Origin of the sequence: Arthrobacter sp. G119Y2 (assembly GCF_038069765.1) — a bacterium.
In the GTDB taxonomy this organism is placed as follows: Bacteria; Actinomycetota; Actinomycetes; order Actinomycetales; family Micrococcaceae; genus Arthrobacter_B.
The window spans coordinates 193,714-219,340 of the sequence record NZ_JBBPFS010000001.1; the positions used below are offsets into that span (position 1 = coordinate 193,714).

The following is a 25,627-nucleotide window of genomic DNA, read 5'->3' on the forward strand; positions in this document are numbered from 1 at the left end:
CGAGCGGCCTGCGGAACATTGGGCCCCGCCCGCCGAATTTTCTCCTCGGCGGGCGGGGCTCTTCGCATGTTTGGAACCGGGCGCACTCCGTCAAGCGTTAGAGTTAAACCGTTGTGACGGTGTGCAGTGCCGTTGCCTGAAGCAGGGAGGCGCCCGTTGGGACTTCTGGAAACCATCCGTGATCCGCGGGACCTGAGCAGACTCTCCACGGAGCAGTTGGAGCGCTTGGCCGCAGAGATCCGGTCATTCCTCATCAGCAATGTCGCCCAGACCGGCGGCCATCTCGGCCCCAATCTCGGCGTCGTGGAGCTGACCGTGGGAATCCATCGGGTCTTCGACTCGCCCCGGGACAGCATTGTCTTTGATACCGGACACCAGTCCTACGTACACAAAATCCTGACCGGCCGCCAGGACTTCTCCACCCTCCGGCAGCAGGGCGGAATGTCCGGATACCCGTCGCGGGCCGAATCGGTGCATGACATCGTGGAGTCCTCGCACGCTTCGTCCTCTCTGTCCTGGGCCGACGGGATTTCCCGCGCCCGGCAGCTTACCGGCGAAGGGGACCGCTACACGGTGGTCATGGTGGGGGACGGCGCCCTGACCGGAGGCATGGCCTGGGAGGCCCTGAACAACATTGCCGCCGACCAGCGCCGCCGCGTCGTCATTGTGGTCAACGACAACGGCCGCTCCTATGCACCAACCATCGGCGGGGTTGCCGACTACCTTGCGTCCATGCGTCCCACCCTCGACACCGTGCGGACCCACCGGGTGTATGAAAACACGCTCGGATGGTGGAAGCAGCGCCTGCAGAACGGCGGGCCCGTAGGCCGGTTCACCTACCACAGCCTCCACGCCGCCAAGCGCGGCATTAAGGACTGGTGGGCGCCGCAGGGGCTGTTCGAAGACCTCGGCATGAAGTACATCGGCCCCATTGACGGCCACGACATGGCCGCCGTGGAGCGTGCACTGACCAAGGCCCGCAACTACAACGGACCGGTGCTGGTCCACGCCATGACAGAGAAGGGCCGCGGCTACGCACCGGCCCGCGCCAACGTGGCCGACCAGTTCCACGCCGTCGGCATCATTGATCCGGAGACCGGCAAGGCTGTGGAGCCGGGCAGCAAGCAGTCCTGGACCTCGGTCTTCGCCACGGAGATTGCCGACATCGCCGACGAGCGCGAAGACATTGTCGGAATCACCGGAGCTATGCTGATCCCCGTGGGCCTGCACCGGTTCGCGGAAAAGCACCCGGAACGGGTGTTCGACGTCGGCATCGCCGAGCAGCATGCCCTGACCTCTGCGGCGGGCATGGCGTTCGGCGGGCTGCATCCCGTCGTCGCGCTCTACGCGACCTTCCTGAACCGTGCCTTCGACCAGCTGCTGATGGACGTGGCGCTGCACAAGGCGGGCGTGACAATTGTGCTGGACCGCGCAGGAGTGACCGGTCCCGACGGTGCGAGCCACCACGGCATGTGGGACATGTCCATGCTGCAGATCGTTCCGGGACTTCATCTCTCCGCACCGCGCGATGCCACCCGGCTCAAGGAAGAACTGCGCGAGGCGGTGGCCATCAGCGATGCACCCAGCGTGGTCCGCTTCTCCAAGGGAACCGTGGGCCCCGATGTGGAAGCCATTGAACGGACGTCGGACGGCGTGGACATCCTGGCCCGCCGGCCCTCGGACGAAAAGTCGAATGACGTGCTGATCGTCAGCGTAGGTGCCATGGCTGAAATGGCGCTGCAGGTGGCCAACCGGCTTGGCGCCCAAGGCATCAGTTCCACCGTCGTGGATCCGCGCTGGGTCCTGCCCGTTCCGAAGTCGATCATCCGCATGGCCGCTGAGCACCGCATCGTGATCGTCATTGAGGACGGTGTGCGTGCCGGCGGTGTAGGTTCCCGGATCCGGCAGGAAATGCGCGCAGCGGGCGTGGATACGGCACTGAACGAAGTGGGTCTGCCGGTGGAATTCCTGGACCACGGCACCCGAGCCGAAGTCCTGGAACGGGTGGGCCTGACGGCACGCCAAGTGGCGAACGACGTCGTCGCGCAGGTCCTGGGCACCAAGGTTCCGTTTGCCCGGCCGCTGCCCGGACAGGACATGCCCACCGGCCAGATCCCGAAGATCCAGTAGCCTCCGGCGCCGGGGCGGGGGACCGGCGGCGGGAACGCAGGGGAGGAAGCACCATGGCAGAAGAGCAAGCGCCGGTGGCCGTCACCGGTGCCACCGGCGCCCTGGGCGGAGCGGTAGCGCGCCTGCTGGCCGATGCCGGCATCGCGCAGCGGCTGCTGGCCAGACATACGGCAAGGCTTCCGGAACTGCCCGGAACCCCCGTGTATGCGGCCACCTATTCGGACCGCGAGCACGCAGCCCGGGCGCTGGCGGGCGTCAGGACACTGTTCATGGTCTCCGCCCATGAGAGCCCCTACCGGCAACAGGATCACCGGACGTTCGTGGATGCCGCCGTGAAGGCAGGGGTGCGGCACATTGTCTACACCTCCTTCATGGGGGCGGCACCGGATGCCGTGTTCACGCTGGCCCGGGACCACTGGGATACCGAGGAATACATCAAGTCCACCGGGCTGGACTACACGTTCCTGCGGAACTGCCTGTACCAGGACGTGCTGCCCTCCTTCGCCGGGCGCGACGGCGTCATCCGGGGTCCGGCCGGATCCGGCCGGCTGGCAGCCGTGGCCAGGGCCGATGTCGCACTTGCCGCGGCGCGCATCCTGGGCGCTCCGCAGGAGCATCAGGGCCGGATCTACACGCTCACCGGGCCGCAGGCACTGACCCTCGGGGAGATTGCCGACATCCTCGCCCGAGTGGCCGGATCCCCGGTGAGCTATTACAACGAGACGTACGAGGAAGCTGTCGAGTCGCGGAGGCTGAGCGGGGCGCCGCACTGGCAAGTTGAGGCCTGGGTGAGCACCTACACCGCCATTGCGCAGGGCCTGATGGCCGAGGTGAGCGACGACGTGGAACGGCTCACCGATGTTCCCGCGACCGGGCTCGAAGATTACCTGAAGCACCGTTAAGCCCCAAGCCCGCGTTACAAATCGAGGCAGTTTCCGGTCCTCGTGTTCCCGGCACGGTGAATATTGCCTAGGCTCAAGACATGTCTGAGCGCCATCTTGATCACGTCAGCCTGTTCCTCGACGAATGCACCCTGGGCGGTCTCGAAGAGACCGAAGCCGTCCCGGCCTCCGACCTGTACGGCATGTACATCGTCTGGTGCGAAAACGGCGGCCTTGTTCCCGCCTCGGTGCAGCACTTTTACGGCGCTGTCCGGGAGGCTGGTGTGCCGGAAGCGCGGCGGAACTCGGAACGCGTGTACGAGGGAGTGCAGCCGACGGGGCCGATTCCCATCCAGTACATCCTCGAGACGGACAAGGCCCCGGGGCCCAATACCAACCCGTTCCCCTTTACGGTCTAAGCGGTGCTGATGACCGCCGCAGGAGTGGCAGCGGCCACATCGCCGGCGCTGATTCGGTAGCGTAGGGACCATGACTTCACACAACAGACTCGGCACATCCGGCCTGACCGTTTCCACCGTGGGTTTGGGCTGCAACAACCTCGGCCGTCCCGGCACCCGCACCGAAGAGCAGGCGGGTACCGACGCCGTCGTCAATGCCGCCATTGACGCCGGCATTACGCTCTTTGACGTGGCCGACGCCTACGGTGCGGTTCCGGGCCTGAGCGAGGAACGGCTGGGCAAGGCCCTCGGCAGCCGGCGCGACGACGTCGTGCTGGCCACCAAGTTCGGCATGGACATGAAGGGAGTCAACGGGCGGGATTTTGATGCCCGCGGTTCCCGGCGGTACATCGTCAAAGCCGCCGAGGCCTCCCTGCGCCGGCTGGGCACCGACTGGATTGACCTCTACCAGTTCCACACACCGGATCCGCTGACACCGATCGAGGAGACGCTGGCGGCCCTGGACGATCTGGTGACCAGCGGCAAGGTGCGCTACATCGGACACTCCAACCGGTCCGGCTGGCAGATCGCCGAAGCTGAATTCACTGCACGTATGGGCGGCTACACGCCGTTCATTTCAGCGCAGAACCACTACAACCTGCTGGACCGCCGGGCCGAGCTCGAGGTTGTTCCGGCGGCTGAGGCGTACGGTCTGGGCATCCTGCCGTACTTCCCGCTGGCCAACGGTCTGCTCACCGGCAAGTACAGCTCCGGTTCCGCCCCCGCAGGCAGCCGCCTGACGCATTCCCGGCAGAACCTGCTGGATAAAGCCGACTTCGGTCAGCTTGCCGAGTTTGGAACCTTCGCCAAGGACCGCGGACTGACCGAAGTGCAGGTGGCGTTCTCCTGGCTCGCCGCCCAGCCTGCGGTCTCATCCGTCATTGCCGGTGCCACCACCGTGGAACAGGTGCAGCAAAACTCGGAGGCTGCGTCCTGGGTGCCGTCGGAGAAGGATCTCGAAGAGCTGGACCGGATTTTCCCGCGGACGCCGAAGGTTGCTCTGTTCTAGGTTCTCGTTCCACCGGCACCTAAGCCGGGGGAGGGTCCGGAACGGCGGCAACGAAAATCCGCGGCTCGCAGTGCTCGCTAAGGATTATTAAAGCCGCCTAACCCGGACCCTCCGTCGGTTGGGGCGTCCCGGGGTTGTGAGAACGCCGAACCCTGCCCCTCCGTCGGTGTGAGCCCGCCACGTGTTCTGCCGGCCAATCCGTATCGGAACTCAATTCGTGCACCCAGTCCCGGCCCAACCCGCCGGCGGCCCAGCCAGGCTATCGCTCGGAGAAGTACCGGCACTCTCCAGCGCGTCCACGCCAAACAGCCGGCACCTCCAGGCCACACCGGCGGACGCCAACAGGAGTATTGCTGCCGGCTCGATCCGTTCCCAGCTGCGGGGGGCGAGCAAGCATGGCTATCAGTGCGGGCACCGCGGCGAGCACAGGCATGACCAGTGAGGCTGCCATGACCCACCGGCGCCGGATGCCAACACGCATTCCCACTCTTCGTGACGAACCAGCCCTTCCGGGGTCCCAGCTGTCCCATTGGCAACAGCCACTGGGAACCCGTGCTGCGGAGCGGCTGTTGGAGGTGGCCAGGCCACTGGCCCGGCCCGGTCTCATGCGAGGGAGCTAGTGTGAACAAACCCGGCAGCCCTCGGCGCCGGAGCAGTCTGCGAGTAGGCTGATCGTGCTGATTGATCCCGCGGACAGGAGCGTGACATGGCCCAGACAGCGACGACAACCGCCACGCTGACCGAGGTAATGGCCGAGTTAGCCGCCTTGGCGGATCCCAAGGCGCGTGCCGTGAACGAGAAGCACGGCGACGATCACGGCGTGAATCTCGGGAAACTGCGCGCTGTTGCCAAGCGGCTGAAGACACAACCGGAACTTGCGCGCGAGCTCTGGGCGACCGGGGACACCGCGGCACGGTTGCTGTCGCTTCTGATCTGCCGTCCACGGGCCTTTGACCGGGAAGAGCTGGACGGCATGCTGCGTGAGGCGCGCGTCCCCAAGGTGCATGACTGGCTGGTGAACTACGTCGTCAAAAAGAGCCCGCACGCGGAGGAGCTGCGGCAGGCCTGGTTCACGGATCCTGACCCCGTGCTCGCCAGCGCCGGTTGGGCACTGACCAGCGAGCGGGTGGTGAAGGAACCGGAAGGGCTGGACCTTCCGGGATTGCTCGACACCATCGAGGCGAAGATGAAGGACGCCCCGGAGCGGCTGCAGTGGGCTATGAACACCTGCTTGGCTCAAATCGGGATAGGACATCCGCAGCTTCGGTCCCGGGCCGTCAGCATTGGCGAACGGCTCGAAGTCCTCAAGGACTATCCAACACCGCCGGGCTGCACCTCGCCGTATGCCCCCGTCTGGATTACGGAGATTGTCCGGCGGCAGCAGGAAGCTGCCAGTCCATAATGCCGAGGGGACTCCTCTGGATCTTTCCGGTGCGGCCAGCAGGGGCTGGGTGATCAGTGAGCAGTGCCCCCGCACGAATCTGGCGGGGGCACTGTGCCAATTGGACTATTGGACCGGGATGGTCCCGGCATAGTCCGTGCTGTAGCCGGTGACCGGCTGGTGCGGGATCTCTTCCCAGCGCTCCGGGTCTTCCTGCTGCACCTCGCCCGTGGCCAGGCCCAGCAGCAACTCCTTCATGGCGAGGACGTTCTGCTTGATGTTTTTGCCCCGGGCCTTCTGACCGAGGCTGCCTTCCGAGGTGTTGCCGGAGGTTTCAAAGAAGATCACGGGGTTCGAATGCCCTTCAGGGTTCATGCCCTGATAGTCCAGCCCCATCATCATGGCGGAAACCACGCCGCCCTTGATGTCGATTTCCAGACCGTTACCCACCTGGTACCGGTCCATATTGATGTAGCCGTATCCGGACAGTTCGTCATATACGTGTACGAGCATCTGCCGGGTCAGCACGTCATAGGCTCCGCCCTTGATGCCCGGAAGCGTCGGGCCTCCCGGTGCCAGGGAAATCCCCAGCGAGAGACTGACGTCCTCGCCGGTGTCCCACTGCTTTTTGAGGCCCTGGTGGTGGATATCAATACCGTATTCAGGATCCACATCCGTCCAGTATTCGTAGAAGGCGAGGGATTCATTGGCGACGAAGCCGTTGGGGGTCCAATCCCGGTTGAGGTCGACCCGCTGCTCGTTTCCGCTGGCGCCCGGCTCAGGCACGTTGTTGGCCTGGTCCCACAGCACGGTCTGGCGGATATTGGCCTCGGAGCCGTCGGGGTTGTACATGGGGATGAAATGAAAGGTGAATTTGTCCCGCAACAGTTTGTAATCCGGTGAGCCGTTGGTGCCCAGGTCTTTCAGCAAGGCAAGAATGGCGTCGGTGCCGTAGGGTTCGTTGCCGTGGATGCGGCCTTGGATCCAGACGTGTTCGGCTCCGGTACCTACTGTTGCGACCCACAAATCGCGACCCTGTTCGGATTTGTTAACCTGGGTTCCGGCTTCTGCGAGGGTGAAGGCATCCACGCCGTACCGGCTGTTCGATTCCAGCTTCTGCAGCTCTTTGACCACGTCGTTGTAGGTAAGAATGCTGGATATATTGGTGTTGCCCTCGACCGAGGGGAAGTTAGCATCAGCCATTCCCGGAGCGGCGGCGCCGAAGGGAATGACGACGGCGAGGACCGCCGCTGCTGCCAGAGGGCGGCTCTTGGCGGCTGTGGAGCCTCTGGATACGTTTCGGGGGCGGAATTTCATTGTTCGTGCTCCAATGTTCGAGCGGTTCCGTCACAGCGGGGGTGGCTGTGCGGAACGGCAATTCGGATGATGCTGAACTGCCGTTAGGGGTGAACTTAGCCGCCGGATCATTAGGGGCACCAGAATCCCGCCGCCGGCGCAGACATATGCAGCGGATAGGACGCCTTATTAAATTATTCGTCTCACAAACAGCCGGAACGCAGGGCGAAGTATCTGCAGCAATTCATTTGTTACGCAGTGCAGACAAAAGGAGGGCTCCCACCGAAACCGGCGGAAGCCCTCCTTCCAAGCAGCCTAGGAAGCAGCCGAAGCCGTTTCCTTCTCAGCGTGGAACTTCTTCCCGTTGACCCGCTCGGAGGCACCGACGCGGTCCAGGTACGGGGTGATGCCGCCCAGGTGCATCGGCCAGCCGGCGCCGAGGATCATGCACAGGTCGATGTCCTCGGGTCCGGCAACGACGCCTTCGTTCAGCATCAGGCCGATTTCCTCGGCCAGGGCGTCCTGTGTGCGGCGCAGGACTTCCTCGGACGTCGACGGCGTGTTCCCGAAGTCGAGCAGCGCCAGAGTTTCCTCCGGGATGTACTGCTTCCCGTTTTCGTCCTGCTGCCACAGCGACTTGATGCCGGCGTCGATGATCTTCTGCGAGTTCCCCGAGAGCCAGAACCGGTCGCCGAAGGCAGCGTGCAGGGATTCCTGCACGTGCTGGCCCACCGGCAGTCCCACGAGGGCCAGCAGGGTGAACGGCGACATCGGCAGGCCCATCGGGCGCAGCGCATTGTCGGCGGTCCCGGCGTCGGTTCCCTCATCAAACACGGCGGTGATTTCACCGAACATGCGGCCCAGGATGCGGTTGACCACAAACGCGGCGTCGTCCTTGACCAGCACAGCCGTCTTCTTCAGCGCCTTGGCGAGGACGAATGCGGTGGCCAGCACGGCGTCGTCGGTCTTGGGTGCACGCACGATCTCCAGCAGCGGCATCACGGCCACGGGGTTGAAGAAGTGGAAGCCCACCACGCGTTCGGGGTGCTGCAGGTCCGCCGCCATCTCGGTCACCGACAGCGACGAGGTGTTGGTGGCGAGAATGCACTCGGGGGAGACCACGGCCTCCACCTCGGCAAAGACCTGCTTCTTGACCGAGAGTTCCTCGAAGACGGCTTCAATGACGAAGTCGGCATCGGAGAACGCCTCCTTGGACACCGAACCGGTGACCAGTGCCTTGGTGCGGTTCGCGGCGTCGGGGGAGATGCGCTGCTTGGCCATGAGCTTGTCGACCTCGGCGTGCACGTAGCCCACGCCCTTGTCCACCCGCGCCTGGTCGATATCGGTCATCACCACGGGGACCTTGAGCTGGCGGGCGAACAGCAGGGCGAGCTGGCTGGCCATCAGACCGGCCCCGACCACGCCCACCTTGGACACCGGGCGGGCCAGCTTCTTGTCCGGCGCACCGGCGGGACGCTTGCCGCGCTTCTGGACCAGGTCCAGGAACGCGTACACGGTGGAGTGGAACTGCGGGGTCTGCATCAGGTCGGCCAGCGCCTCGCACTCGGCGTCGCGGGACTGCTCGGCAGTCCAGTTCTTGCCGGCCTCCAGCAGGTCCAGCACCTTGGCAGGTGCCGGAGCGGCGTTGGAGGTGCGGGCCTCCACAATGGACCGGCCCTTTGCGACGGCGGCGTCCCAGGCTTCCGGGGTGACGGCCGGATCAGCGGCGTTGGGCCGGGAGACGGTTTCCTCGCCGGTGATGACGCGGGCAGCCCAGGCCAGGGACTGCTCCACGAAATCGGCCGGTTCAAACAGGGCGTCGGCAATGCCCAGCTTGAAGGCAGCCGGCCCGGAGAGCGTGCGGTTGTTGCTCAGCGGGTTCTCGATCATGACCTTGACCGCGTTCTCGGGGCCGATCAGGCGCGGCAGGATGTACACGCCGCCCCAGCCCGGAACCAGGCCGATAAAGGCTTCCGGCAGGGCCAGGGCCCCGGCGCCGGTGGAGACCGTGCGGTAGTCGGACTGCAGGGCCACTTCGAGCCCGCCGCCCAAAGCTACGCCGTTGATGAAGGCGAAGCTGGGTACGCCCAGGGTGTGCAGCTTGCCGTAGACCTCATGGCCCAGCCGCGCCATGGCGAGGCCGTCCTCGTAGGAGGCCAGCTTCTGCGTGGCGGACAGGTCGGCACCGGCAACAAGGTAGTGCGGCTTGCCGGTGACGCCGACGCCGACGATCTCCCCGGCGTCGGCGCGTGCCTTCAGGGAATCCAGTACCGAGCCCAGTTCCAGCAGGGTGTTCGGGCCCAGCGTGGTGGGACGGGAGTGGTCGACGTCGTTGTCCAGGGTGATCAGCGCAAAGGTTCCGGCACCGCCGGGCAGCGCGATGTCCGAGACGTAGGAGTGCGTGATGACCTCGGTGGGGAAGTGGCCGGCCAGCTGCTGGTAATCGCTTGCGGTCATTACTTTGTGGCCTCCGTGGACTCGGTGTCGGTGTTGTAGTCGGGGTGGTTCGGGTTTTCCCAGATGATGGTTGCGCCCATGCCCAGTCCGATGCACATGGTGGTCATGCCGTAGCGCACGGTCGGGTCTTCTTCGAACTGGCGGGCCAGCTGGTTCATCAGGCGCACGCCCGAGGAAGCCAGGGGGTGCCCGACGGCGATCGCCCCGCCGTAGCGGTTGACCCGGGGATCGTCGTCGGCGATCCCGTAGAAGTCGAGGAAGGAGAGGACCTGCACAGCGAAGGCTTCGTTGATTTCAAACAGCCCAATGTCCTCAATGGACAGTCCGGTCTGCTTCAGGACCTTTTCCGTGGCCGGTACCGGTCCGTACCCCATGACCTCGGGCTCGACGCCGGCGAAGGCATAGCCGACCAGGCGCATCTTCACCGGCAGGCCGAGTTCCTCGGCGGCGTCGGCGGAGGCGAGCAGGGCGGTGGTGGCGCCGTCGTTCAGGCCTGACGCGTTTCCGGCAGTGACCCGGCCGTGCGCGCGGAACGGCGTGCGAAGGCCGGCAAGGTCTTCGACGGTGGTGCCGGGGCGGGGGCCTTCATCCACGGAGTTCAGGGTCCAACCGGAGCCGGGCTTCTTGGAGGCCACCGGGACGAGGTCCGGCTGGATCTGGTTGTTGGCATAGGCCTTGGCGAGCCGTTCCTGGCTGGCCGCGGCGTAGGCGTCGGTGCGCTCCTTGGTGATGTCCGGGAAGCGGTCGTGCAGGTTCTCGGCAGTGTTGCCCATGTTCAGGGCGGCCGGGTCCACAATGCGTTCGCTGACAAAGCGGGGATTCGGGTCGGCGTCCTGGCCCATCGGGTGGTTGCCCATGTGCTCCACGCCGCCGGCGATCACGACGTCGTACGCGCCGAAACCGATGCCCGATGCCGTGGTGGTCACGGCAGTCATGGCACCGGCACACATGCGGTCAATGGCGAAACCGGGCACGGTGCGCGGGAGGCCGGCCAGCAGTGCGGCGGTGCGGCCGATGGTCAGGCCCTGGTCGCCGGTCTGGGTGGTGGCGGCGATGGCCACTTCGTCAATGCGGGCCGGGGGAAGGGAGGGATTGCGGCGCATAAGTTCGCGGATGCACTTCACCACCAGGTCATCGGCGCGCATCCCGGCGTACATGCCCTTCTCGCCGGCCTTTCCGAAGGGAGTACGCACTCCATCAACGAAAACAACGTCCCTGATCTGCCGTGCTCGGCTTTGTGGGCTCACGTGCAACTCCTCTTTGAGATATGAAACGGAACACTGTCCGGACACCGATGTTACTCGTGGGTAACATAGGCTGCAAGCAGCGGGCCTTTCGTTGACACTAACCGAACCGGCGACAGGAGAAACGCTCCGGAGGGCAGGATCCTCTTCTCCCTGAGCGAACGGAAGAGTTCCCAGCGTTTTCCTAGTTTTTCCCCGTACTATCGTCTAACTATGGATGACCCCCCTTCACATAAACCCTTGCCCCTCCACGCTCTGACCGGATCTCCGGCCACAACCAGAGAGGGGCGCCCGAATGTATGAATTGATTATGCTCGCGGTTGGCCTCGTTCTTACGGTCGGCACCGGGTTGTTCGTTGCCTCGGAATTCGCGCTGGTCAATCTTGACCGCAATGACCTTGAGGCCCGTCAGGCCCAAGGCGAGAAGCGCCTGGGCCCGACCATCAAAGCCCTGAAAATCACGTCAACGCACCTCTCGAGTGCACAGCTGGGCATCACGCTCACCACGCTGCTGACGGGTTACACGTTTGAACCGGCCATCAGTTCCCTGCTGCGCGAACCGATGCTCGCCCTGGGGCTGCCCGAAGCTTTTGTCGGGGGAGCAGGCGCCGTTATCGGTATCTTCCTGGCCACGGTGTTCTCGATGATCATCGGCGAACTCGTTCCGAAGAACTTCGCCCTGGCCCTTCCCCTGGCCACTGCCAAGGTAGTGGTCCCTTTCCAGACACTGTTCACCGCGGTGTTCAAGCCCGTCATTCTGCTGTTCAACAACACCGCCAATAAGATCATCCGCTCCTTCGGCATCGAGCCGAAGGAAGAGCTCTCCGGAGCGCGCAGCGCTGAGGAACTTAGTTCCCTGGTCCGCCGGTCCGCCCTGGAAGGGGTTCTGGACCTCGACCACGCTCAGCTGCTCAGCCGCACCCTGCGGTTCTCTGACCACACGGCGGCTGACGTCATGACTCCCCGCGTGCGGATGCGTACGGTGGCTTCCGGCGACACCGCCGAGCAGGTTGTTGAACTGGCCATCACCACCGGCTATTCCCGCTTCCCGGTTATTGGCCGCGACTCCGACGACATCCTCGGCGTACTGCACGTCAAGCAGGCGTTCGCTGTTTCCCTTCCCGAGCGCGCCAGCATTACCGCGGCAGAGCTCATGGTCGAGGCCCTCCGGGTCCCCGAATCCATGGGCGTCGACTCCCTCCTGGGCCTCCTGCGCCAGCAGGGCCTGCAGGTCGCCGTCGTCTCCGATGAACACGGCGGAACCGCCGGCATCGTGACGCTGGAAGACCTCGTCGAGGAAATCGTCGGTGAACTCGAAGACGAACACGACCGCGCCCGGGTGGGCGTCGTCCGCAGCGGCCGCTCTCTGACCTTCGACGCGTCGCTGCGCCCAGACGAGCTGCGCGAGCGGACCGGCGTGGTGGTGCCCGACGGCGAGGAGTATGACACGCTTGCCGGTTTCGTCACGGACCGGCTGGACCGCATTCCGGAACTGGGCGATGAAGTGCCCGTCAATAACGGCGTCCTGCGCGTAGAGCGCGTCGTCGGAACACATGTGGAACGTTTGCGGTACACCCCAACTGAGGGTTCGCTGCCGAGTACCCACGACCAGATTATTGACGAGCTCACTAAGGACCTGGCATGAGTGAATATCTTCCCGGAATAATCTGGCTTTTCGTCCTGCTGGCAGTGAATGCGTTCTTTGTGGGCGCGGAATTCGCCGTTATTTCTGCCCGCCGCTCTCAGATAGAGCCCAAGGCTGACGCCGGTTCCAAGGCAGCCAAGACCACTCTGTGGGCGATGGAACACGCCACGCTCATGCTGGCAACGGCACAGCTCGGCATCACCGTCTGCTCACTGCTGATCCTGAACGTCTCCGAGCCGGCGATCCACCACCTGCTGGAGATTCCGCTGGGGCTTACCTCCCTCTCTGCGGAGATGATCAGCATTATCGCGTTTGTCGTGGCGCTGCTGCTGGTGACGTTCCTGCACGTGGTTATCGGCGAAATGGTGCCCAAGAACATCTCCTTCTCCGTCCCCACCCGTGCCGCGCTGATCCTGGCACCTCCGCTGGTCATGGTCGCCCGGATCTTCAAACCGGTGATCTGGTCCCTGAACGGCATCGCCAACGGAATCCTGCGCCTGTGCAAGGTGGAGCCCAAGGACGAGGCAACCAGTGCCTACACCATGGACGAGGTGGCCAACATCGTGGAGCAATCCACGCGTGAAGGCATGCTGGCCGACGCCAGCGGCACCCTCAGTGCGGCCTTCGAGTTCACAAACAAGACCGTTGCTGATGTCGAAGTTCCAATCTCGGGCATGGTGCTGCTGCCGGAGACGGCCACACCTGCCGACATTCAGGAAGCGGTGGGACGCCACGGTTACTCCCGCTACATCCTGACTGATGCCGACGGAGTGCCCAGCGGATATCTGCACCTAAAGGACGTCATGGACCTGACGGCGCCGGAGAAGTTCACCGCCGTCGTTCCGGCCAAGCGCATCCGCCGTCTGGCCTCCGCCTTCCGCGGCAGTGAGCTCGAGGACGCCTTGGCCACGATGCGTCGCACAGGCGCCCACGTGGCGCGGGTGTTCGACGCCGAAGGCAACACCACCGGAGTGCTGTTCCTCGAGGACATCATCGAAGAACTCGTGGGTGAGGTCCAGGACGCCACCTCCGTGTAGGCGTTCTTCTCCGCTCCCGCTCAGCAGCTAACCGACCCGATGCCGCCGGCCGCCCTTTGGGGCAGCCGGCGGCATCGGCTTTTTAAGGTGTTGACGCTGAACGGCATTGACGGGCCGCCACCGCACGCTGCGAAAGCAGCTGCAGGGGTGAAAGTGCCCGTCAAGTACGGCGCGGACCTCCAAGGGGCATAAAATCTGAGCATGCCGGAAGCCGCAGACGTTATAGGGTCCATCCTGGAAGTGTTGAGCTGGGTGGGACTTGCCGCCGGCCTTCCGCTGGTCCTTATCGGGCGGACGATCAGCAGGCGCAGATGCGTATGGATCAGCACCACGGCTGAGGTTTTCGAAGCCGGAGGATTCAAGGGCCTTCGCTGGGCAGACGGCGAGGGCAGCCCCCGCCAGTCCCTCCACACCGCCGAACAAACCCGCGGACTCGAGCCGGGAACGGAAATTGCCCTGCACTATGACGCCTGCCATCCGGGCAGATGGGGCCTCGGCGAACCCCGGAATGAAAACCCTGTCCTTATTGTGGGGTGGACGCTGACGGCGGTTGGCGTCGTGAGCACGCTGGCCGGCTTCGTCCTGATGCTGCTCTGAGCGGCTTTACATGGGTCGGCCGCTCCTGCACCTTGGCCCGTGTAGCTTGAAGGCACACAACGCAAACGTGATGGGTCAGTTCGAAAATGGGAGCCGCACACGCCGCGGCAGGGGGAGTTCGCCATGAGTAGCCAAACGCAGCCAGCCGCAGAATACACCGCTGAGGCACCTACGCCCTTTGGTCTGGGGCTTCACCACGTCCAGCTCTCCATGCCGGCGGGCACCGAAGACGATTGCCGGCGTTTCTGGGTGGACATCCTGGGCTTCACCGAGGTGCGGAAGCCGCCGGTCCTGGCCGCACGCGGCGGCATCTGGGTGCGGGCCGACAACCTGGAAATTCATCTGGGAGTCGAAGCCGAGTTCCGGGCGGCGAAAAAGTCCCATCCGGGAATCCTGGTCACCGATCTGGATGCCTTTGCCCGGCACGTTCAAGAGCAGGGCCTCAAACCGGAGTGGGACGAGGCCTTCCCCGGAATGCGCCGCTTCTATCTGACGGACAACAACGGGAACCGTCTCGAGTTCCTTTCCCCCGCCGCCTGACCGCCCCCGCCGCGTGTTGTCGGAGCCGTCCCACGGAGCCGCCGGGTTTAGCGGTTCCATAGTGGCCTCCGGAACGGTCCACTTGCCCCAGGCCGTCCAGCCCGCCCGGTCTCACCGGCCGAACAGGTCCGCCTGGATCTCGCTGATGATTGTCCCCAGAACGCCGGAGGCGAGCAGCCCGGGGCCCAGCGGACCGTTGCGATCCGTACCGACCGGCGGCAGCTGCTTCAATGCGGCGCGGACATGTGCTGACATCGCAGTGAGCTGCCAGCGGATCTCGTCGCGGAAGGCTTCGGGATCATCTGGCGATGCGAGGCCGGCAGCCTTGGCAGAGTAGGCGGCCGCCCCGAGGGCGTGGGCTCCCATGTGGGCCACAGCTGCTGCCTGAGCCGCAGCCCTGGCTGCCGCTGTTCCGCCGGGTGAAGCGGCAGCGCCTGCTGCACGGAAGGCAAGGAAGCGTTGTCGGATCTGGTCGGTGGCACTGAGTTCTCCCCGGCCAAAGGCGCGGGCTCGGCTAATGGCGTCCCGGGCACGCGCATCTTCCGGGGCTTCGGCCTCGAACAGGGGCAGGACACGCTCTGCGCAGTCGGCGGCCCACTCCGCGGCGCAGCGTCTGTCGGACTCGGGAAGCGTCTGCGGGGAAACCATGGCACCACCCTTGCACAGGCATCTCCGGTGCGCACAGACAATTCCTGCGCCCGCCTCCTCTTGTGTCTGTCACCGCGGATCGGTTGAGTGGGCACATGGCAAGAATCATCTATTCGGTGGCCTCGTCCCTGGACGGGTACAACTCCGATGCGCAGGGGGATTTCTCCTGGGCGTTCCCGGACGAGGCAGTCGTCGCGGCACTGACGGCCGATGCGGAATCTGTGAGCACATATCTGCTGGGCCGGCGGATGTACGAAACGATGGCCGTTTGGGAAACGGACCCCTCCGCCGCGGAGGGGTCTCCCGCATCGGAAGAGTTTGCTCAGCTCTGGCAGCGCACCGAAAAGATCGTATTCTCGTCCTCGCTCGAGCACGTCTGGACAACCCGCACGCGGCTGGAACCGGCATTCACTCTGGAAGCGGTGGAGCGCGCCAGGGCGGAGGCATCCGGTGACATTACGGTGGAAGGCCCCACGCTGGCGTCAGCCGCGCTGCGGCTGGGAGTGGTCGACGTCGTCGAACTCCTTCTGTGCCCCGCTGTTGTCGGAGGCGGCACCCGGGTTTTTCCGGACGGGCTGTCGCTGGATCTCCGCCTCGCCCGTGAACGGCGCTTCGACAACGGAATGGTCCAAATGACGTACGACGTCGGCCGTTAGTTCCAGTGCGCCGGCGTCGACACCTCGGGCGGCAGACGCGTTGTAACGCTGCCGCTTGCCGCATTGATCTGCGGCTGCGTCAGGTACAGAGCTCTGGACAGGTCAGCGCCGTCGAGCCGCGCGTCCCGCAGGTCTGCTCCGAGGAGGTCGGTGCCGGACAGGTCGCTGCCGCGCAGATCGGCCGCTATCAGGTAGGCGCCGCGGAGGTCCGCCCCGCATAGTTGCCGGAACTTCAGACTTTGCCCCATCAGATCCGCTCCCGGCCGGAGCTCGGGTTCCAAGTGGTCCCTGCCGGCGGCGAAGTACGGTGCCCGGACGTCTTCGCTGATGTCCATCAGAGTCAGTCTCACCTGGGAGTGGAGGTCCTGCATATCCAGCGACAGCAGGTCAGGCAGTTCCCCCTGCACCGCCTGTGCAATCAGACGCCGGAGCTGCGCAGCCCTCGCCGCAAGATCGGGATCGAAGGCACGGACCTGTGCTTCCGCCAGATACCAGAGCATCTCGTGGAGCTGGCGGACTATTCCAAAGGCGGAGAACATCCGGGTCTGAGTCTCCGGATGTTCGCGCCAGCTCTGTCCACCGAACAATTCCTGTGAAACGGTTTGGCCGGCGCCGAAACAGTCAAAAACGGTGCAGCCGCGGAAGCCCCGCGGCCGGAGGCTCTCATGGATCGAGCAGGAGAAATCAGCGGAAAGGTTGCTGCAGGCAGTGCCGGCGGGTTTATCGAGAGCAAAATCCGCTGACCGCGAGAAGCCAAAGGCCGTGCAGCAGAGGGCAAAGCAGCTGGCACAGTTTGGACGCAGTGACGCCCGTTCCGGGGCAGGCGGGAGGGATTCGGGTACGGGGGCAGGTGTCGCGGGCATGTGTGATCTTCCAGAGGAGGGGTTTCGATGACGGGCCGGGGGAAGGGAACCCGTACGGGTTCCCGGCTCGGGGCACACGCAATCAGCGCTCCTGCGCGGAGCGGACCGGGTGCTGTCCTGGCCCTGGGTCTCAGAGAAACCGGGTCACAGAGAAAAAGGAAGTATCACTGGCCACAGAGTACCTGACAAGCACGGCTGGAAGAGGCTCCGTGCACTGTTTTTTCGGTCCCGCATTGCCGTCCCTAGAATGGACAGGTTCCCCTGCCGCCAAAAAGAATTCCGTGGAGTCCGCATGTCCCGAGGAAAACACCATCCGCCGCGGCCCAAGCCGGCCAACAGCGAGGGTCTGCTGATCGCCAATGACCTGAAGAAGGACCGCGGCTGGACGGACACGCAGATCAAGACCTTCCTGCCGGAACCGGACCAGACGGCGCGCAATCCGTTTTCCCGCAAGGCAGCTCCCATGAAGCTCTACGCGCTGGAACGGGTGGAAGCGATAGAAGCCACGCCTGAGTATCAGAAGGCCCGTGAGGCATCCCGGACCCGGCAGCTCGCTGCCAGGACCAGGGCCTTGGCGAAAAAGAAGGAAGCGGTTGCCGCCGCGGAGGCACTCGAGCTCCGGATCGAGCCGGAACCGTGGCAGCAGATGCAGGACAAAGCTATCGCGCACTTCAACAGCAGGCTCCGCCGCAGCCAGTCTCCGGCCAGCCGGAACACTTCCGCCTCCCGGCTGGACCGGCTGACGGTGAATTACCTGCGGCACAAGCAAACCTCCTATGAGGAGGAGCTGAAGGAGTTCAAGGGCGTGGTGGGGGTGGGCGAGGCGTACCTCGTGGTCCGGAACCGGATCCTGGACCTCATCGCCGAGACCTATCCCCAGCTGCGCACCGAATGCGAGCGGCAGAAGTTTGATGCCCCGGAGCTGCCCGACGGCGTCACGCTCTAGGAGGAGCCGCGGAGGTTCGGAAGGGACTCGGCATTCCCTCCGCTTTGACACTATTGCTCCGCTGCGCACCGGAGGGACTGCCACACACCGGAGGGAATCAGCGGTGGCGGGATTGGGGCAGCCCACCCCCGGGCCCGCAGCAAAAAATGCCGTCACGCCCTAGGCGGAAAGCATGCTTATCATTTAGGCGCTCCCGGATGATCTCGATAGGCTAAAAGGGATGAGTATCGCTGAGCTGTCCCCGGAAACCGCCCGCCACGAAAGCACCGATCCCGGAACCAACGGGATGGTCCGCGTCCGCGGAGCGCAGGAGAACAACCTGCACAACGTCGACGTCGACATTCCCCGCGACGCGATCGTCGCCTTTACCGGTGTCTCCGGCTCGGGTAAGTCCTCGCTGGCCTTCGGCACCATCTACGCCGAGGCCCAGCGCCGCTACTTCGAGTCAGTGGCGCCCTACGCGCGCCGCCTTCTATCCCAGGGACACACGCCCAAGGTGGAGCAGATTACCGGGCTGCCTCCCGCCGTCGCGCTCCAGCAGCGCCGCGGCACGCCCAGTTCCCGTTCCACGGTGGGCACGCTGACCACGCTCTCGAACTCCATGCGCATGCTGTTTTCCCGCGGCGGCACGTACCCGGCGGACGCGGCACCGGGCAGCCTGGACTCGGATGCCTTCTCGCCCAACACCGCCGCCGGTGCCTGCCGCGAATGCTCCGGCCTGGGCATTGCCCACACCGTCACCGAGGAGTCCCTGGTCCCCGATCCCGGTTTGAGCATCCGGGACGGCGCCATCGCCGCCTGGCCCGGTGCCTGGCAGGGCAAGAACCTCCGCGACATCCTCATCCAGCTCGGCTACGACGTCGACGTGCCCTGGAAGAAGCTGCCCAAGAAGGACCGCGACTGGATCCTGTTCACGGACGAGCAGCCCGTGGTGATGATCACCCCGCAGCGTGACCGCGTGGCCAAGCCGTACAAGGGCCGCTTCTGGAGTGCAAAGTCCTACGTCCTGCACACGCTGGCGGATTCCGGCAGCGAACAGATGCGCAAGCGCGTGCTGGAGTACATGGTCTCCGGCCCCTGCCCGGTCTGCGGCGGCGCCGGCCTGCGTCCCGAAGCGCTCGCCGTCACCTTCGCCGGACGGAACATCGCCGAACTGAACGGCGCCACCCTGGGTGAGCTGGCGGAAATCATCCGGCCGACGGCGGAGCTCAAGGCGGCGGGCACCGCGTCCCGTGCCGCGGCCTCCAACGAGGACACCGAGGTTGCCGTCACGATCACCCGCGACCTGCTTTCCCGGCTGCAGGTGCTTATCGATCTGGGGCTGGGCTACCTGAGCCTGTCCCGGGCCACACCAACCCTCTCGCCGGGGGAGATGCAGCGGCTGCGGATCGCCACCCAGCTGCGTTCGGGTCTGTTCGGCGTCATCTATGTGCTGGACGAGCCGTCGGCCGGCCTGCATCCGGCCGACGCCGAACCCCTGCTGGCGGTGCTGCAGGAACTGAAGGACGCCGGAAACTCGGTGTTCGTCGTCGAGCACAACATGGATGTGGTGCGCAGCGCCGAATGGATCGTGGACGTGGGACCGCAGGCCGGCGACGGCGGCGGCACCGTGCTCTACAGCGGACCCGTCGCGGGCCTGGCCGAGGTTGCCGAAAGTGCCACCCGGCCCTTCCTGTTCGGCGAGGCGGAGGGCATCACCCCCGCACGGCGCACGCCGAAGCAGTGGTTGAGCCTGATTGGCGTCACCCGGCACAACCTGCAGGAGCTCGACGCCGAGATTCCGCTGGGCGTGCTGACCGCCGTAACCGGCGTCTCCGGCTCCGGTAAATCCACGCTCGTCAGCCAGGTGCTGGCCGAAACGGTGGGGGAGCACGTCAACGGTTCCGCAGCAGCTGCCGAGGATGCCGACGCTGAGACGGACGACGACGTCGATCCCGGCGCTTCGGTGCGCGACATCGCCGGGCTGGAGCACCTGGACCGCCTGGTCAAGGTGGACCAGCGCCCCATCGGCCGCACGCCGCGCTCAAACCTGGCCACCTACACCGGACTGTTTGACGCCGTCCGGAAGCTCTACGCCGCCACCGACGAATCGCGGGCACGCGGCTACAACGCCGGCCGCTTCTCCTTCAACATGGCCGGTGGACGCTGCGAAACCTGCCAGGGCGAAGGATTCCTCGCCGTCGAACTGCTCTTCCTGCCCGGCACCTACGGGCCCTGCCCGCAGTGCCACGGCGCCCGCTACAACGAGGAAACCCTTGAGGTCACCTACCGCGGCAAGAGCATTGCCGACGTCCTGGCCATGCGGGTTGAAACGGCCGCGGAATTCCTGGCCGATGTGCCCGCGGCCGCGCGCAGCCTGCGGACCCTGCTCGACGTCGGCCTTGGCTACCTGCGCCTGGGCCAGCCGGCCACCGAACTTTCCGGCGGCGAAGCCCAGCGCATCAAGCTGGCCACCGAGCTGCAGCGCGCCCGCCGCGGCCATACCCTCTACCTGCTGGATGAACCCACCACGGGACTGCATCCGCAGGACGTCCGCCTGCTGCTCGCCCAGCTGAACCGGCTGGTTGACGCCGGCAACACCGTGGTGGTGGTGGAACACTCCATGAACGTGGTGGCTTCCGCGGACTGGGTCATCGACATGGGACCTGCCGGAGGCGACGACGGCGGCCGGGTCATCTGCGCCGGTACAGCCGCCGACGTAGCGGCCTGCTCAGCCAGCCGGACCTCGACGTACCTGGCGGCGGCACTGAAGACACTGTCCTGAGCCCGGCCTGCCCCTCCGGCGGCTGCTAACTGAACATCAAGAACGGTATCGCTGGCCCCGGCAGCATTTTGCGGGGCTGGCGTTACTTCTTTGCATCCTGGAACCTCAGGCCCGTAGTCTGCAGCTGAGGATTGGGCGCCGCAGTAAGCAGCACTGCCGGATCCGGCCCGGCGCTATGCCAAAGCACCCTCGATGGAGAGCAGTCACATGACCCAGGAAAACCAGCCGGTAACCGACACCAGGCCTGAACCACCCGATGCCGGAACTGAACAGGAGATCCTCACGGGATTCCTCGACTTCCTGCGGGCCACTGCCGTGTACAAGGCGGAAGGACTGAGCGACGCCGATGCGGCCCGCCGGGTATTGCCGTCCCTGACGACAGTGTCCGGGCTGCTGCGGCACCTGGCCGACGTCGAGCGTTCCTGGTTCCGGGAACGGATTGACGGCCAGGCGGATGTGCCGACCCGGTGGAGTGACGAAGAGCCCGACGGCGAGTTCCTGGTGGGCCCGGACGACAGCCTGGCGGAGATCATCAAAGACTATGAAGACGCGTGTGCCGAATCCCGTGAAGTGCTCTCCCGCTACGGTCTTGATGACGTGATTCCCCACAGCCCCTCCGGACACAATGTGCGCTGGGTGGTTACGCACATGATCGAGGAAACCGGACGGCACTGCGGACATCTCGATATTGTCCGGGAACTCCTGGACGGAACAACTGGCGAGTAACCGGGGCATTTTTCGCCGTGACGTTTATGCCCGGGCCCCGCCCGGCCGCGAAATAATACTGCATTCCCTCAAAGCATCGTCCTTTTACAGGGAAAACCCAAAATTTAATAGAGCGCAAGTAATAACTTCCGGTACTTTGCCCGAAATGACAAAGATGACGCATGTCATTTCGTTGAAAATCCGGAATGCCCGTACCTTGATCCCATCTCAGTTCCGCTCGCTTTATTTCCAATTAAGGGGATCACGTGACCAGTTCCAACACGCGCAGAAAGGTGCGGCGGGCCACCGTACTCGCGGTAGGCAGCGCGCTTCTGCTCTCTCCAGTGGCTGCCACGGCCGCTCCCGCGCCAGAGCTGGCCGACCAGGTCAGCAGCACTGCAACGGGCTCCCCCGATGCCGCAGGCACCATGGCCCGGATTGATGACCGGCCGGATCCGGTGGCCGATGAACGCCGGACATTGAACCAGCAGGCCGTGGAACAGGTCATCCGCGGCGAGAAACAGCCTGCGGCCCGCGGAGGCTCGCAGTCAGTTGAGGTGGCTCCCGGCCAGTGGGCCGAATACGGGCTCCAGGACAGTGACCAAATCCTGTCCTTCCTCATTGGTTTCGGTGACCAGAGCGATCCACGGTTCCCCGATGCCGCTCCGGGGCCGCTGCAAAACCAGATCCCGGCACCGGACCGCAGCACGGACAACTCGACCTACTGGGAGCCGGAATTTGACCGCGAGCACTACCTGGACATGTTTTTCGACCCGCAGGGCGAGTCGCTGACAACGCTGTATGAAGAGCTCTCCAGCGGCCGTTATACAGTCGACGGCGACGTCAGCGACTGGGTCACCGTCCTGTACAACTCGGCCAGCTACGGTGAGACCGAGAGCCAGACGGACATGACCCGGTTCATCCAGGACGCCGCCAACGCGTGGTACGACGCCCAGCTGGGTGAGGGCAAGAGCCCGGCGGACATTGACGCTTATCTTTCCACCTTCGATCAGTGGGACCGCTACGACTACAACAACAACGGAAATTTTGATGAGCCCGACGGCTACATCGACCACTTCCAGGCCATCCACGCCGGGGAAGGTGAAGAAGCCGGTGCGCCGTCGTCGGCTATCTGGTCGCACCGCTGGTCCGCGGGCCAGGCCGGCCGGGGCACGCAGGGTCCTGCGGCCAATCTTTACGGCGGAGTCAAGATCGGGGATTCCGACGTGTGGATCCGCGACTACACCACGGAACCCGAAAACGGCGGCCTCGGCGTCTTCGCCCACGAATACGCCCACGACCTGGGACTGCCGGACCTCTACGACACCAGCGGGGGAGAAAACGGCACCGGCTTCTGGACGCTGATGAGTTCCGGATCCTGGCTGGGCCACGGCGACGGCAGCATCGGCACCACACCGAACCACATGGGAGCCTGGGAGAAGCTCCAGCTGGGCTGGCTGGATTATGAGGTTGCTTCCGCGGGAGAGAAGTCCACACACATGCTCGGCCCGGCCTACCATGCCACGAAGAAGCAGCAGGCCCTGGTGGTGACGCTGCCCCGTGACGCCCGGGGGAACGGCCGCTACTACCTTGCGGAGAACCGCCAGTACGCAGGATATGACACCACGCTGCAGACCGGGCCGTACAACTTCGGCTGGGCGCTCAGCGCTCCGGACACCGTTGAACACTATCCGTACCAGAACGGGCTGCTGATTACGTACTGGAATGCCGGACAAAGCAACAACAACACCCGCCAGCATCCCGGTGCCGGCCTGGCGCTTCCCGTGGATGCCCGTCCGCAGAGTCTGCTGTGGTCCGACGGAACCCCGGCACGCAACCGCATCCAGAGTTTTGATGCCACCTTCGGCAAGGAGGCCACCGACTCGATCAGCCTGCACCGCGAAACAGCGGCCGGCCTGACCACTCTGAAGGTGCCGTCCCGTCCGGGCATTGCCGTCTTCGACGACACCAACCCCAATGCCTACTATGATCCCGCCAATCCGCAGGCCAGTGTGGTGGTGGCCGGCACCGGAACCAGGATCCAGGTTGTTCAGAGCAATCCCAAGGGCATGATGACCGTAAAGGTCAACTAGTCCCGCTGGCGGGTCCGGTAGTCAACGGCAGGGACCGAGGAGCTGATCTTCGGGCCCTGCCGTTTCGCCGGGCTGCAGGAGTCCGGCCTGCGACCCATGGAACAACGCCGGAACCGGACACTCCGGGTTTTGCGAACTGAACTAGATGACTGACTGTCGGCGGGCGCAAAGCCGGAAGCATCCGTCGCCTGCAACTACGACTCCTGCGGCAGGCTGGACCTCATCGGGAACGCGCCGCTGAAATCGCCGGCATGAGCGCCGAAACGAAGCCCGGGGCCTGACCGTCGTCACCGAAAACGTCCTGTACTACGACTACAAGTGACCCATGGCCCCGATAGGGACCCCCTCTGCACCGCTGACTGGGAACCGCTGACCGGGAACCGCTGACGGGGAACCGCGGGACCTCGCAGACGCCGACGGTGCCTATATCGGTCACAACTACAAAGACGAGCTGAACGTGGTTTTCCTGCAGAGAGAAAGCCGAACGGCGGACCGTGATCGAGAACAACCGGGCATGGGACGCCGCGAAAGCGTGCCGGTCGTGTTCTTTAGCGTCGAATCCATCAATACTCGAATCCATCAATACTCGGAGCCCGCCACCGATTGCCGGAGCACTACTGTCATCCACTCACTCGGCCCTGCGCTGGCTCAGAACCGCCAGATGAGCGGCACGTACAGCACCGAGGCGGCGAGGAAGACAAGGGAGAGCGGCAGCCCGAGGCGCCAGTAGTCGCCGAAGCGGTATCCGCCCGGCTGCATCACCATGAGGTTGGCAGGGGTTGCGATGGGGGTGAGGAAGGCAGCGGCCCCGGCGACGCTGAGTCCCATCATGAAGGGCAGCACACTGACCTCAAGCGTTTGGGCGAAGGTCACCGCTACCGGCCCCATCACGAGCACGGTGGCCACGTTGGAGATGAACTGGCCCAGGATGAGGGCGAGAACGCAGATCACCAGCAGGGCCAGGTGCGGGGAAACGTTGCCGGCCGCATCCAGGACCACTCCGGCGATCGCGTCGGCCGCACCCGAGGACACGAACGCGGAGGACAGCGGGATGAGCGCCCCGATCAGGACCACAGTGTTCCACGAAATCGCACGGAACCCCTGGGGCACGGTCACCACTCCAAGGAGGACTAGGGCGGCCGCGGCGAGGAGCCCCACTACCACCGGCGGGAGGAACCCGGTTGCCAGCAGTGCGATCGTGGCGGCAAGCACAACGAGGCAGCGCCGCCATCCGCGCCCCAGCGGCACCCCCCGCTGGAGCATATGCGGCGGTTCGACGGCGATGACATCGGAGGACTGCACATAGCGGTTCAACGCGTCCCAGGGGCCGTGGACCAGCACCGAATCTCCGGCCCGCAGCATCAATGTCCCGGGCGGGACGGGGTCCTCGGGAGCGGTATCGGGCGCGGGTGCAGCGGCTCCGCCGCGGTGCAGCGCGACGATCACCAGGTCTTCCTGCCGTGTGGTCATGCCGGGGCTGACGATGCGTCCGATCAGTGTGGAGCGGGGCGCGACGAGGACCTCGACGGCGCCCATCTCTCCCGTGAACAACCGCTCCGTGTCGAGGTCGGCCGTATAGCTCTCGCGCCAGGACCTCACCCTGGCCCGCGGGTCGGCGCCCGCCTCCGCCAGCCGCTCGGGCGCACGCTTGGGCAGGAGCCTTCGGCCAAGCAGCACAACGAGGAGCGTTGTCACAACAACGAGGGGAAGCCCCACCAGCGCGAACTCGAAGTACCCGAACGCGCGTCCGCCGGAGCTGGCGGAGAGGTCGGAAACGATGATGTTTACCGGAGTCCCTGTGAGGGTTAGCAGCGATCCCGCGCTGGCGGCGAAGGCAAGAGGGATGAGCATGTGCGAGGGGATGATCCCCGCCCGTGCCGTTGCGACGACGACGACCGGCAGGAGCGCTGCGACGGCGCCGTTAATGCTGATCACTGCGGAGAGGGCCGCAGCGATGGCCATGATCGTAATGAGCAGGCCGGTGCGGCTCAGGGACGAGCGAAGTTCCAGCTGCTGTCCGATCCAGGCCGTGATTCCGGTGGCGTCGAGGGCCTCGCTGAGAACGAACAGAGAAGCGATGAACAGGGTGATCGGATCGCTGAATCCCTGCAGGGCTTCGTTGAGGGTAAGCACCCCGGTGGCCCACAGCGCCACCGGAACGAAGAGCGCGACGACGACGAGGGGCACCCGGTTGGTCATGAATCCCGCGACAGCTAGGGCAAGGACCGCAAAGGTGGCAAGCATTGGCGGGATCATGCGCCCGGGCTTTCGGATTTA

20 protein-coding genes are annotated in these 25,627 nt (G+C 65.0%); 14 read left to right on the top strand and 6 right to left on the bottom strand.

The features are described from left to right. Nucleotides 1–156 precede the first annotated feature (156 nt). The 5 genes from dxs to WKB88_RS00910 all read left to right on the top strand — a co-directional run bounded on the left by dxs (nt 157) and on the right by WKB88_RS00910 (nt 5,880). On the top strand, nt 157–2,130 hold the full coding sequence (gene dxs, locus WKB88_RS00890) for a 1-deoxy-D-xylulose-5-phosphate synthase (RefSeq protein ID WP_341392663.1): 1,974 nt from the start codon (nt 157–159) through the stop codon (nt 2,128–2,130). Nucleotides 2,131–2,183: 53 nt separating this feature from the next. Then, complete coding sequence (locus WKB88_RS00895) at nt 2,184–3,032, top strand: SDR family oxidoreductase (protein WP_341392664.1); 849 nt, start codon at nt 2,184–2,186, stop codon at nt 3,030–3,032. A gap of 80 nt (nt 3,033–3,112) precedes the next feature. Further along, the gene (locus tag WKB88_RS00900; protein ID WP_341392665.1) at nt 3,113–3,430 is read left to right on the top strand and encodes a primase-like DNA-binding domain-containing protein; all 318 of its coding nucleotides are present in this window, start codon (nt 3,113–3,115) and stop codon (nt 3,428–3,430) included. A gap of 70 nt (nt 3,431–3,500) precedes the next feature. Next, the gene (locus WKB88_RS00905; protein WP_341392666.1) at nt 3,501–4,478 is read left to right on the top strand and encodes an aldo/keto reductase; all 978 of its coding nucleotides are present in this window, start codon (nt 3,501–3,503) and stop codon (nt 4,476–4,478) included. Between the two features lie 706 nt (nt 4,479–5,184). Beyond that, nucleotides 5,185–5,880 carry a DNA alkylation repair protein gene (locus WKB88_RS00910; protein WP_341392667.1) on the top strand — a complete coding sequence of 232 codons (696 nt, stop codon included), beginning with the start codon at nt 5,185–5,187 and terminating at the stop codon, nt 5,878–5,880. 105 nt (nt 5,881–5,985) lie between these two features. Here WKB88_RS00910 and WKB88_RS00915 read toward each other — a convergent pair whose 3' ends face one another. From WKB88_RS00915 to WKB88_RS00925, 3 genes are all read right to left on the bottom strand, one after another. After that, nucleotides 5,986–7,176 carry a M14 family zinc carboxypeptidase gene (locus WKB88_RS00915; RefSeq protein ID WP_341392668.1) on the bottom strand — a complete coding sequence of 397 codons (1,191 nt, stop codon included), beginning with the start codon at nt 7,174–7,176 and terminating at the stop codon, nt 5,986–5,988. Between the two features lie 294 nt (nt 7,177–7,470). Continuing rightward, nucleotides 7,471–9,612 carry a 3-hydroxyacyl-CoA dehydrogenase NAD-binding domain-containing protein gene (locus WKB88_RS00920; protein ID WP_341392669.1) on the bottom strand — a complete coding sequence of 714 codons (2,142 nt, stop codon included), beginning with the start codon at nt 9,610–9,612 and terminating at the stop codon, nt 7,471–7,473. Continuing rightward, nucleotides 9,612–10,859 carry a thiolase family protein gene (locus WKB88_RS00925; protein WP_341392671.1) on the bottom strand — a complete coding sequence of 416 codons (1,248 nt, stop codon included), beginning with the start codon at nt 10,857–10,859 and terminating at the stop codon, nt 9,612–9,614. Before WKB88_RS00925 ends, WKB88_RS00920 begins: the two co-directional genes overlap by 1 nt. Nucleotides 10,860–11,151: 292 nt before the next feature. Between WKB88_RS00925 and WKB88_RS00930 the strand changes: the two genes are divergently transcribed. The 4 genes from WKB88_RS00930 (at nt 11,152) to WKB88_RS00945 (ending at nt 14,675) form a co-directional block, all read left to right on the top strand. After that, nucleotides 11,152–12,501 (top strand): hemolysin family protein, encoded by a 1,350-nt coding sequence (locus tag WKB88_RS00930; RefSeq protein WP_341392672.1) that lies wholly within the window; start codon nt 11,152–11,154, stop codon nt 12,499–12,501. Continuing rightward, nucleotides 12,498–13,538 (top strand): hemolysin family protein, encoded by a 1,041-nt coding sequence (locus tag WKB88_RS00935; protein ID WP_341392673.1) that lies wholly within the window; start codon nt 12,498–12,500, stop codon nt 13,536–13,538. Before WKB88_RS00930 ends, WKB88_RS00935 begins: the two co-directional genes overlap by 4 nt. A gap of 201 nt (nt 13,539–13,739) precedes the next feature. After that, nucleotides 13,740–14,135: a hypothetical protein gene (locus tag WKB88_RS00940; RefSeq protein WP_341392674.1), complete on the top strand. Its 396-nt coding sequence runs from the start codon at nt 13,740–13,742 to the stop codon at nt 14,133–14,135. 123 nt (nt 14,136–14,258) lie between these two features. Beyond that, nucleotides 14,259–14,675, top strand: coding sequence for a VOC family protein (locus tag WKB88_RS00945; protein WP_341392675.1), 417 nt, complete (start codon nt 14,259–14,261; stop codon nt 14,673–14,675). Nucleotides 14,676–14,786: 111 nt separating this feature from the next. Here WKB88_RS00945 and WKB88_RS00950 read toward each other — a convergent pair whose 3' ends face one another. After that, a complete protein-coding gene (locus tag WKB88_RS00950; RefSeq protein WP_341392676.1) occupies nt 14,787–15,323 on the bottom strand; it encodes a putative immunity protein in 537 nt (178 codons plus the stop codon). A 95-nt stretch (nt 15,324–15,418) separates the two neighbouring features. On the opposite strand from WKB88_RS00950, the gene WKB88_RS00955 reads away from it, so the two are divergent. After that, a complete protein-coding gene (locus WKB88_RS00955; protein ID WP_341392677.1) occupies nt 15,419–15,979 on the top strand; it encodes a dihydrofolate reductase family protein in 561 nt (186 codons plus the stop codon). On the opposite strand, the gene WKB88_RS00960 is transcribed toward WKB88_RS00955, so the two are convergent. Further along, on the bottom strand, nt 15,976–16,518 hold the full coding sequence (locus WKB88_RS00960) for a pentapeptide repeat-containing protein (RefSeq protein WP_341392678.1): 543 nt from the start codon (nt 16,516–16,518) through the stop codon (nt 15,976–15,978). The two genes, WKB88_RS00955 and WKB88_RS00960, sit on opposite strands and share 4 nt — an antisense overlap. 616 nt (nt 16,519–17,134) lie before the next feature. Here WKB88_RS00960 and WKB88_RS00965 point away from each other — a divergent pair. From WKB88_RS00965 to WKB88_RS00980, 4 genes are all read left to right on the top strand, one after another. After that, nucleotides 17,135–17,788: a hypothetical protein gene (locus tag WKB88_RS00965; RefSeq protein ID WP_341392679.1), complete on the top strand. Its 654-nt coding sequence runs from the start codon at nt 17,135–17,137 to the stop codon at nt 17,786–17,788. A 220-nt stretch (nt 17,789–18,008) separates the two neighbouring features. Next, on the top strand, nt 18,009–20,552 hold the full coding sequence (uvrA, locus tag WKB88_RS00970) for an excinuclease ABC subunit UvrA (protein WP_341392680.1): 2,544 nt from the start codon (nt 18,009–18,011) through the stop codon (nt 20,550–20,552). A 207-nt stretch (nt 20,553–20,759) separates the two neighbouring features. Then, a complete protein-coding gene (locus WKB88_RS00975; RefSeq protein WP_341392681.1) occupies nt 20,760–21,278 on the top strand; it encodes a DinB family protein in 519 nt (172 codons plus the stop codon). Between the two features lie 245 nt (nt 21,279–21,523). Further along, nucleotides 21,524–23,350: an immune inhibitor A domain-containing protein gene (locus WKB88_RS00980; RefSeq protein WP_341392682.1), complete on the top strand. Its 1,827-nt coding sequence runs from the start codon at nt 21,524–21,526 to the stop codon at nt 23,348–23,350. A gap of 648 nt (nt 23,351–23,998) precedes the next feature. Here the strand turns inward: WKB88_RS00980 and WKB88_RS00985 are convergent. Further along, complete coding sequence (locus WKB88_RS00985) at nt 23,999–25,594, bottom strand: SLC13 family permease (RefSeq protein WP_341392683.1); 1,596 nt, start codon at nt 25,592–25,594, stop codon at nt 23,999–24,001. Between the last annotated feature and the right edge of the window lie 33 nt (nt 25,595–25,627).